The 272-nt window shown below is 43.0% G+C and carries 1 pseudogene; it reads right to left on the bottom strand.

Annotation, left to right across the window (positions count from 1 at the left end):
* A pseudogene (locus AAEY62_RS22400) lies at positions 1-272 on the bottom strand (lipid IV(A) 3-deoxy-D-manno-octulosonic acid transferase); the annotation flags it as partial.

Below are 272 nucleotides of genomic sequence, written 5' to 3'. Positions count from 1 at the left end.
GCTCAGGGTAAATATGATCAAAGTTATAGGTATGCACCCCGCTGATAACGCCCACTGAAAATGCAGCTGATTCAAGTGGATTATGGCCACCACGGCGAATTAAACTGCCGCCAATAAAGCTCACATTAGCAGCGCCATATAAGTATTGCAGCTCGCCAAGCGTATCTGCTAACAAGACGTTTTCGTTATTATAATTATTATTGCTGCGACGACTAAAACTCAGTGTACTTTGCGTTAGTAAATCTGCAACCTTATCGAACTGTTCAGGATGG

It is taken from the genome of Pseudoalteromonas sp. GW168-MNA-CIBAN-0100, assembly GCF_040309225.1.
Taxonomy (GTDB): Bacteria; Pseudomonadota; Gammaproteobacteria; order Enterobacterales; family Alteromonadaceae; genus Pseudoalteromonas; species Pseudoalteromonas arctica.
This window is presented reverse-complemented; position numbering and strand designations above follow the sequence as displayed.